11 protein-coding genes are annotated in these 8,572 nt (G+C 40.7%); all 11 read left to right on the top strand.

The genetic code is table 11. From position 1 onward, the window contains the following. The first annotated feature begins 232 nt into the window (after window positions 1–232). Window positions 233–706 carry a phage tail protein gene (locus V7K67_RS32295; protein WP_334729520.1) on the top strand — a complete coding sequence of 158 codons (474 nt, stop codon included), beginning with the start codon at window positions 233–235 and terminating at the stop codon, window positions 704–706. A gap of 191 nt (window positions 707–897) precedes the next feature. Then, window positions 898–1,386 carry a phage tail protein gene (locus V7K67_RS32290; protein WP_334729636.1) on the top strand — a complete coding sequence of 163 codons (489 nt, stop codon included), beginning with the start codon at window positions 898–900 and terminating at the stop codon, window positions 1,384–1,386. 160 nt (window positions 1,387–1,546) lie between these two features. Then, the gene (locus tag V7K67_RS32285; protein ID WP_322708493.1) at window positions 1,547–1,870 is read left to right on the top strand and encodes a hypothetical protein; all 324 of its coding nucleotides are present in this window, start codon (window positions 1,547–1,549) and stop codon (window positions 1,868–1,870) included. Window positions 1,871–2,054: 184 nt separating this feature from the next. After that, window positions 2,055–2,420 carry a phage tail assembly protein gene (locus V7K67_RS32280; protein ID WP_334729637.1) on the top strand — a complete coding sequence of 122 codons (366 nt, stop codon included), beginning with the start codon at window positions 2,055–2,057 and terminating at the stop codon, window positions 2,418–2,420. After that, window positions 2,405–2,557: a DUF6760 family protein gene (locus V7K67_RS32275; protein ID WP_335170073.1), complete on the top strand. Its 153-nt coding sequence runs from the start codon at window positions 2,405–2,407 to the stop codon at window positions 2,555–2,557. The genes V7K67_RS32280 and V7K67_RS32275 overlap by 16 nt, the downstream gene beginning before the upstream one ends. Window positions 2,558–2,760: 203 nt before the next feature. Then, window positions 2,761–2,913, top strand: a complete 153-nt coding sequence (locus V7K67_RS32270; RefSeq protein WP_334729638.1) for a hypothetical protein — start codon at window positions 2,761–2,763, stop codon at window positions 2,911–2,913. Next, window positions 2,913–3,437, top strand: coding sequence for a phage tail protein (locus V7K67_RS32265; protein ID WP_334729639.1), 525 nt, complete (start codon window positions 2,913–2,915; stop codon window positions 3,435–3,437). The genes V7K67_RS32270 and V7K67_RS32265 overlap by 1 nt, the downstream gene beginning before the upstream one ends. A gap of 3 nt (window positions 3,438–3,440) precedes the next feature. Beyond that, window positions 3,441–4,658, top strand: a complete 1,218-nt coding sequence (locus V7K67_RS32260; RefSeq protein WP_335170069.1) for a hypothetical protein — start codon at window positions 3,441–3,443, stop codon at window positions 4,656–4,658. Window positions 4,659–4,685: 27 nt separating this feature from the next. Beyond that, window positions 4,686–5,207: a CIS tube protein gene (locus V7K67_RS32255; protein ID WP_334729641.1), complete on the top strand. Its 522-nt coding sequence runs from the start codon at window positions 4,686–4,688 to the stop codon at window positions 5,205–5,207. Between the two features lie 363 nt (window positions 5,208–5,570). Then, window positions 5,571–7,505, top strand: coding sequence for a VgrG-related protein (locus V7K67_RS32250; protein WP_335170067.1), 1,935 nt, complete (start codon window positions 5,571–5,573; stop codon window positions 7,503–7,505). 302 nt (window positions 7,506–7,807) lie between these two features. Continuing rightward, entirely contained in the window at window positions 7,808–8,203 is a 396-nt protein-coding gene (locus V7K67_RS32245) for a DUF4280 domain-containing protein (RefSeq protein WP_334729643.1), read from the top strand. The last annotated feature ends 369 nt before the right edge of the window (window positions 8,204–8,572 follow it).

Raw genomic sequence — 8,572 nt, 5'->3', positions numbered from 1 at the left:
ATGGCTAATGGCTAATGGCTAATGGCTAATGGCTAATGGCTAATGGCTAATGGCTAATGGCTAATGGCTAATGGCTAATGGCTAATGGCTAATGGTTAACGGTTAATGGTTAATAGTAACAATTAACACTTAGCAATTAGCAATTAGCAATTAGCAATTAACAATTAGCAATTAGCAATTAGCAATTAGCAATTAGCTATTAACAAATCTAATACTTGTACAGGAGTTAATTATGGCAAAAGCTGAAGTACTTTCTTGTTCTAAGTTTTATGTAGAGATTGACGGACTGGCAGATTTAATCGTCAAAAAAGTCAGTGGCATCTCTATAGAGTTGCAAACTGCTGGAGACCAAAATCCTTTTGGTGTTACAAAGGGAGGAAAATCTGCAATTCAGGCAACAGTTACCGGAGTCAGTAATGGAACGGTCACGGTTGAATATGTGTCTACTGTTCAGGATGACAGATTGATAAAATGGTACACTGACTCCCACTCCCAACCCACTACAGGTGGAGGAACTACAAATAAAGGAGTGCTTAAAACTGGCTCTATCATTCTGTATAATCAGGGTGGCGAAGAAGCAGCACGCTGGAATCTGATAGGTGTTATGCCCAAAACTTATAAATCAAGCCAACTGGAGGCAGGCACGACGGAACTAGCTACGGAAACAGTCGAATTAGCTTTCCACTCCATCCGACGTACTAAGTAATTTGAGATTGGCTAATGGCTAATGGCTAATGGCTAATGGCTAATGGCTAATGGCTAATGGCTAATGGTTAAAATCTATGGACTATTGACTTTGGATTCTAAACAATTAGCAATTAGCAATTAGCAATTAGCAATCAGCAATTAGCAATCAGCAATCAGCATTTTATCAATCTAAAATTACAAAATACTTCTGTGACAGATAAGCAGTACGAACTTTTAACTTCTTCTCGTTATTACTTAGAAATTCGGGTAGATGGCAGTGACGATCGCATTGACGGCTACTTCATGGAATGTCTTGGATTTGAGCGCACTCAGGAGGCCATCGAGTTTTGTCAGGTGACTCCCCAGAAATGGGGCAAAGATGGCAATAGCGTTGGTCGAGTAGCACGCACGAAAATACCAGGAAATTCTCACAGTGGCAATTTAATTTTGCGTCGTGGGATGACTATTTCTATGGCGGTGTGGGATTGGTTCAGTGCCGTTGAACAAGGCAACTGGGCAAAACAACGCCGCAATGGTGATTTAACCCTTTACAACCAAAATGCTATTGAACAGGCAAGATTTAGATTTTTGGGAGCATGGCCCATAAAGTACAAAATTTCTGATGTCAGTGCAAGTAATAGTGAGTTTGAAATCGAAGAGATGGAGTTGGCAATTGATGAATTTAGTCGGATTAAATAGCTAATGGCTAATGGCTAATGGCTAATGGCTAAAATCTATAGACTATTGATTTGGGATTCTAAACAATTAGCAATCAGCAATTAGCAATCAGCCATTAGCAATTAGCCATTAGCAATTAGCTGTTAACAAAACCCTTTACTCTTGGTTAAGCAGTTAGGCAATGCAAACAGAGTTTGAATTTACTTTACCAAAAGGCTATCTTGATGTTGATGGCAATGTTCATCGCAAAGGGATAATGCAGCTGTCACGGGCAATTGATGAAATTGTACCATTACGAGATCCACGAGTTAAGTCGAATCCTGCTTATGCAACGGTCATTATTCTTTCAAGAGTAATTAGCCGGTTAGGTGCGCTTGAAGAAGTGACACCTATCGTGATTGAAGAGCTATTTGCCTGTGACCTTAACTATCTACAAAAGTTCTATCGACATATAAATGAACTAGAACCGGAGGTTATGGAGCCAGAAATAACGTTAAAATCTTAGTTAGGATATAGCCTAATTACATGAGTTGTTAAACACTGAATAAGGCTGTTAATAGCTAATAGCTAATAGTTAATAGTAAGAAAACCATAGCAATTAGCGATTAGCGATTAGCGATTAGCTATTAGCAATTAGCTATTAACAAAAAAAGTTCAAAATCTATTGAATATTGCTATATAAAAACTTGATGTTGACTACAGAGTTTGATTTTACACTTCCTCGTGGATTGATGGATACGGAAGGCGTAGTTCACCGTAATGGGGTAATGCGACTGGCTACGGCGAAAGATGAAATTTCTGTGCAAAAGGATAAGCGCACTCAAGAGAGTGAAGCGTATGGCACTTTGGTAATGTTTTCGCGGGTGATTACCAGTTTGGGTACACTGTCAAAAATTACTCCCGAAATACTAGAAAATCTATTTACCCGTGATCTAAGCTATCTGCGCGAGTTTTACAACCGCATCAACCAACAAGGCAATTCAGAAATTGCTGTGTGTTGTCCCAGCTGCAATAACAAGTTTTCCACGGAGTTGGCTCTATCGGGGGAATTTTAGGCTACCCCTCAAACCAACTTTATGAGGAGGTAGCCTGTATTGCTTCTGAGTTCCATTGGTCGTTAGAAGAAATTCTCAATTTGGAACACAGCGATCGCCGTCGCTGGGTTATGGAAGTTGGCAGACTTAGAGAGTAATCGATAATGGCTAATGGCTAATGGCTAATGGCTAATGGCTAATGGCTAATGGCTAATGGCTAATGGTTAATAGGAAAAAAAATTAGCAATTAGCAACTAGCAATTAGCAATTAGCAATTAGCAACTAGCAATTAGCAATTAGCAATTAGCAACTAGCAATTAGCAATTAGCAATTAGCAATTAGCAATTAGCAATTAGCAACTATGACTAAATCACAAATTAACGGCAAATTATTAGAACAAATTTTACATGACTCATTCTTGATAGAGCAGTTGAGCGATCGCGTTTACAAACTTTTGCGTGAAGACCTCCGCAAGCATCAAGAACGCAGTCAAGGATATGGGAGCCGAATTTAATGGTAACAACAAATGGAACACAAACTTTTGGACTCAACTACGTCACAGCTAATCGTTTCTATGTGGGATTAGAAAGTACTATCTCTGCCTCCTTTACCGAGTGTCAGGGTTTGGGAGTTCGAGTCAAATACGAAACTTATTATGAAGGAGGTGTGAATGACCAGCAACGTATCTTGCTAGGACAGCCAGAATTTTCAGAAGTGACTTTAAAGCGTGGTCTTAGTGATGATATGGTATTTTGGCAATGGGCAAGTCAAGCCATGAGGACTGATTCCCAAAAGGCGATCGAGCGTCGCAACGTTAACATTTTAGTATTCAATCAAGCCGGTGAAACTATGCAGTGTTGGACACTGATTGGAGCTGTACCTGTTGGTTGGAAAGCTCCTCAATTAGCGGCAGATTCCTCTACAGTGGCGATTGAAGAATTGACCTTGGTTTATGAAGGCATTAAAGTTGCTAAATCGGGTACAGCTTCTGCAACTTCCCTTAAGGGACGGAATAATGGCTATTTTGGTAGTAACTAAGCAATGGCTAAATCAAATAATGCGCCCTTAAGTGAAACCGCTCAACCAAAGTTAGCAAAATCAACAGAATCTCTAAGTAAAAAAGACCCATTATTGCCACATAAGCCGTTGGGAGGAAATCAGGGACTTACCCCACAATTTCTCGTACCATTAGGGGTGCAGTCTCTTTCTATACTAGATCCGACAATTTTTTCTTCTAAAAACTCTGAATCAGATTTTTCCAATAACCTGTTTGAGGATTCACCATTTTTTTCAGAATACCGAGATGCGACTCCAAAACATAACGCAACAAAACAAGTTTCTCGTGATTTAGTTACTTCATCATCGACGAAGCAAATTTTACAACAAAAACTAGAGTCGATAAATTCACCTCTGCAACCTTCCAACCTGACAAAAAAATTACAGAGATCGGAATTTTCCGACACACAAGCTGATTTTGCAGTTAACTTTGAGTCAGATAACACCCAGCATAAAACTGATGATATTGAGGATCGGGCAGAGTCGGTTATAGTTGATTCTCTTGCACTTCCCCCGATGCAGGCGATCGCACCAGTAACTAGTTTAATACCAAAGGTTCAGTCAAAAACAGATTTTGATTCATTTCCTACATTACAGCCGCATACAGAAACAACGGCATTGGCTTCAGACAGTAATATCACGGCTGAAAGCTCATTTCTAATAAAGAATTCTGTTTCTGATTTAGGAAATATGATTCAACCTGCCGCAATAACAGATACACCAGCAAGAAATAGTCAGTCAGGAACGTTGCTACAACTGCCACAGGTTCTACAAAATATTATGGTTTTGGATTCACTCGCTTCCAAACCATCGCTGAGTCAGTACGCTACAAGTAATATAGTTACCCAAAGTTCTACTAACTCCCCTAAATTAGACCGTACAACTGTGTCAGGTAGTAATGTATCCTCTTGGTCAGATATTGGCAATTCTGTAAAGAGTAAGACAACTTCGGTACAGCGAAAAATGAGCAAACAAAATAGTTCATCTGTCAATACTCTAATTCAAGCCAAAGGAGCCAACGACTCAGAAACAATTCGACTATCAAGCCAACAAACCTTTGTCGATACAACAGAGGAGTCTAGCTCTGAAATATCGAAAAGCATAGAAACATTGGCGCAAGCAATCTATGAGAAAGTAAAGTGTCGCTTGCGTATTCAGCAAGAGCGTCACGGACGCGGTTATACTGGACGCTCATCCTGGTAATGCTATTTACGTTGAGAGGAGAAAGTTATGTCACTAGTCAAAGCTAAACTGGTTTCCTCAGATGGGGGTGAAACGATTGAATTCATGTTTAACCCCAATCAATTAGTTTTTCAACAACAGATTAACCTTACCAAAAATAGCGGTGCGCGTACTGCTAGAGGATTACCTAAAGTCAACTTTGCTTATCCAGAACCTTGCACGCTCACGATCAATGACATTTTGCTAGATACTTATGAAGAAGGCGGTGGTAAAAGCGTCATTGTCCATATCCAAAAGTTTGAAAAAGCAGTGAACTTTCTAGAGAGTGGCAAAAATCAAAAAAAGCGCCCACCAACTTACGTATTTGCTTGGGGTAGCAATCAATATATTCGTTGTTTTGTCACCAACCTGACCTACAAATTAATTATGTTTTTGCCAGACGGTACTCCAGTACGGGCAAAATTAGATTTGAGTTTAGAAGAAATTGACGAATCAACCTCCCAACCCGGTATGGGTACACCCAACCAAGTTGACCGCACAGGAGATACTCGTAATAAGCGTATGAGTTGATTGCTAATTGCTAATTGCTAATTGCTAATTGCTAATTGCTAATTGCTAATTGCTGATTGCTAATTGCTATTAACCATTAACCATTAACCATTAGCCATTAACCATTAGCCATTAACCATTAGCCATTAGCCATTAGCCATTAGCCATTAACCATTAGCCATTAACCATTAGCCATTAGCCATTAACCATTAACCATTAACCATTAACCATTAACCATTAGCCATTAACCATTAGCCATTAGCCATTAACCATTAGCCATTAGCCATTAACCATTAGCCATTAGCCATTAGCCATTAGCCATTAGCCATTAGCCATTAGCCATTAGCCATTAGCCATTAGCCATTAGCCATTAGCAATTAACTTATGCCTGCCAGTTATACTGCAATCCCAACCTTAAAAATTGACGGACAACCTGCGTCTGATAGTTTGTTAGAAGATATTCTGCAAATCACTGTAGAAGAAAGCTTGCATGTACCGGGGATGTTCACCTTAGTAATTCGTAATGATTATTATTCAGCTCGAGAAGGAGAAAACCCGTGGCTGTACGATAATACTTTTACCATTGGTAAATCGATTGAAATTGGTTTTACTTCCAGCAACACGGAACATACTGACTTTAGCGCTGCTAATCAGAGTACCTTACTTAAGGGTGAAATTACTGCTGTAGAAGCGCAGTTTAATGCGGAATCTCAGGCTCCGATTATTATCCAAGGTTACGATGTCAGTCACCGTTTACACCGAGGACGCTACAATCGATCGTTTCAAAATAAGAAAGATTCGGACATTGTAAGTCAAATCATTGGTGAAGCTGGCATCACCGCAGGCACAATTGATGAAACTGGTGGCCCCTATGGATTTGGCGATCCGGTGGGCTACATCTTTCAAGAAAACCAGACTAACATGGAATTTTTGAGGGAACGAGCGGCACGTAATGGTTTTGAGCTATTTGTACAAGATGGTAAGCTGAATTTTCGTAAACCTTCAGGGGGTAATTCGTTGAACCTAAAGTGGTTAAAAGATATTACCAACTTTCATGTGCGTGTTAGTAGTACCGAACAAGTTAGCTCTGTTGAAGTTAGAGGGTGGGACTATAAGAATAAGCAGGCGATCGTCTCCACTCAAAGCGCTCAAACTGCTCAGGTTGTGACTTCAATTGAACAGGGAGAAGGCACTAAGACCAGCACCGCCTTTAACGGTAGTCCGAAAATGATTGTAGTCGATAAACCGGTTTTTTCTAGCAAAGAGTCAGACGCGATCGCCCAAGCACTTTTCAACGAACTTTCTGGTGAATTCGTCCAAGCAGATGCCCAAGCTGTAGGAAACCCGGATATTCGACCCGGAAAGGTAATATCGCTGAAAGATATGGGTAAATATAGCGGTAGCTATTATGTCACCGAAACTCGCCATATTTTCCAAAGCAGAGTTTACACCACAGAGTTCAGCATTCGCGGTTTGCGAGGTGATGATTTAAGTACCGCAATGACTCCCCAAACCCGCTTGAAACCAGGACAAACTCTAATAGTAGGAATTGTCACCAACAACAATGACCCGAAAAAATGGGGTAGAGTGAGAGTCAAATTTCCCACTTTGACAGAAGAACATGAAAGCGACTGGGCAAGAGTAGTGTCAATTGGTGCAGGAAGTAGTCGCGGGTTTGACTGTTTACCAGAAGTTAACGACGAAGTGCTAGTTGGGTTTGAACACGGCGATATCCACCGCCCCTTCATCATTGGTGGCGTTTGGAACGGCAAAGACGCACCGCCCACTAGCGTGCAGGAATCAGTTGCAGATGGTAAAGTGCGACTGCGGACATTTAAAACTCGCTTAGGTCACACCCTTCAGTTTGTTGAAGAAGACAAAGGCAGCAGTAAAAAGGGCGTGTATGTAAATACGGTGGATGGTCACAAATTGAATATAAATGATACAGACAAAAAGATTGAAATCAAAACTCAAGATGGTCATCTAGTGCTGCTAGACGACCAGAATAAAAAAATTGAAATCAAAACCAGTGGTGGAAATATCTGTAAACTTGACGACCAAGGGCGGAAAATTACCATTGATGCAACTGGCGAAATCGAATTGACAGCAAAGCAAAAAATCACACTCAAAGTTGGGGGTAGCAGTATAGAAATGTCTATGTCTAACATTAAGTTAAAAATGGGTAGCAACACCATCGAACTAGGAGGCGCAGGGATTAACATTGAATCCGCCATGACAACTACTGTAAAAGGATTAACAACGACTATAAAAGGTGATACAACAATAGGCGTAAATGCCCCAATAGTAAATATAGGCTAATGGCTAATGGCTAATGGCTAATGGCTAATGGCTAATGGCTCATGGCTCATGGCTAATGGCTAATGGCTAATGGCTAATGGCTAATGGCTAATGGCTCATGGCTCATGGCTAATGGCTCATGGCTAATGGCTAATGGCTAATGCAAGAAAAATAATTAGCAATTAACAATTAGCAATCAGCAATTAGCAATTAACAATTAGCAATCAGCAATTAGCAATTAACAATTAGCAATCAGCAATCAGCAATTAACAATTAGCAATCAGCAATTAGCAATTAGCAATTAACAATTAACAAAAAAAACTATGCCACAACAAGTTGTAATGGGTGCTTCTCTACAGTGTGTACCGTTTGGTGCTACACCTAGTTCGCTATTAGTTATCCCCAAAGGTTCACCGGTAATGGTAAATGGGATGCTAGCAGCAACAATTATGGATTTTGCACCGGGAGCAAATATCCTGCCTTTTGGAATGTGTACCTCGCTGACCAACCCAATGGTCGCTGCGGCAACTACCGCAGCGTTGGGTGTTTTAACACCTATGCCTTGCATTCCGATGATTGTCAGTCCTTGGAAACCTGGAGCAATAAAAGTTAAAATTAACAATTTTCCAGCATTACCCAACACTGCAATATGTAATTGCGCGTGGGGTGGTGTGGTTAAGATTAACTATGCAGGACAAATGAAGGTGAATATTACATAAAATGAATGCTAAACGTGAGTTCGATGAACCTCTCCCGGACAGCCTCCCTCTCCGAAACGGAAAGGGAGGAGCAAGAGCAACGAAAAATTCAGCTTTTTGCTCCCCTCTCCGTGTCGGAGAGGGGTTGGGGGAGAGGTCAACAAGAAGGGTGTAGGGGGTAGGGTGTGGGGTGTAGGGAAGATTGCATTGGTCGGGGCTTGAACCCCCACCAATGCTATCGTCTTGACTCATACGGGGCTTGTAACTCTATGGTTGTTGGGGCTAAATATTCACTACACCCCCTAGCTATCTAATTGGTATACAAAGCAGGTAAGCTGATATTACACCTACCATCGGTAAAAAATTAGTGATAGTAAAGTTGCCTCGCCA

The organism is Nostoc sp. (assembly GCF_036917155.1).
In the GTDB taxonomy this organism is placed as follows: Bacteria; Cyanobacteriota; Cyanobacteriia; order Cyanobacteriales; family Nostocaceae; genus Nostoc.
This window is presented reverse-complemented; position numbering and strand designations above follow the sequence as displayed.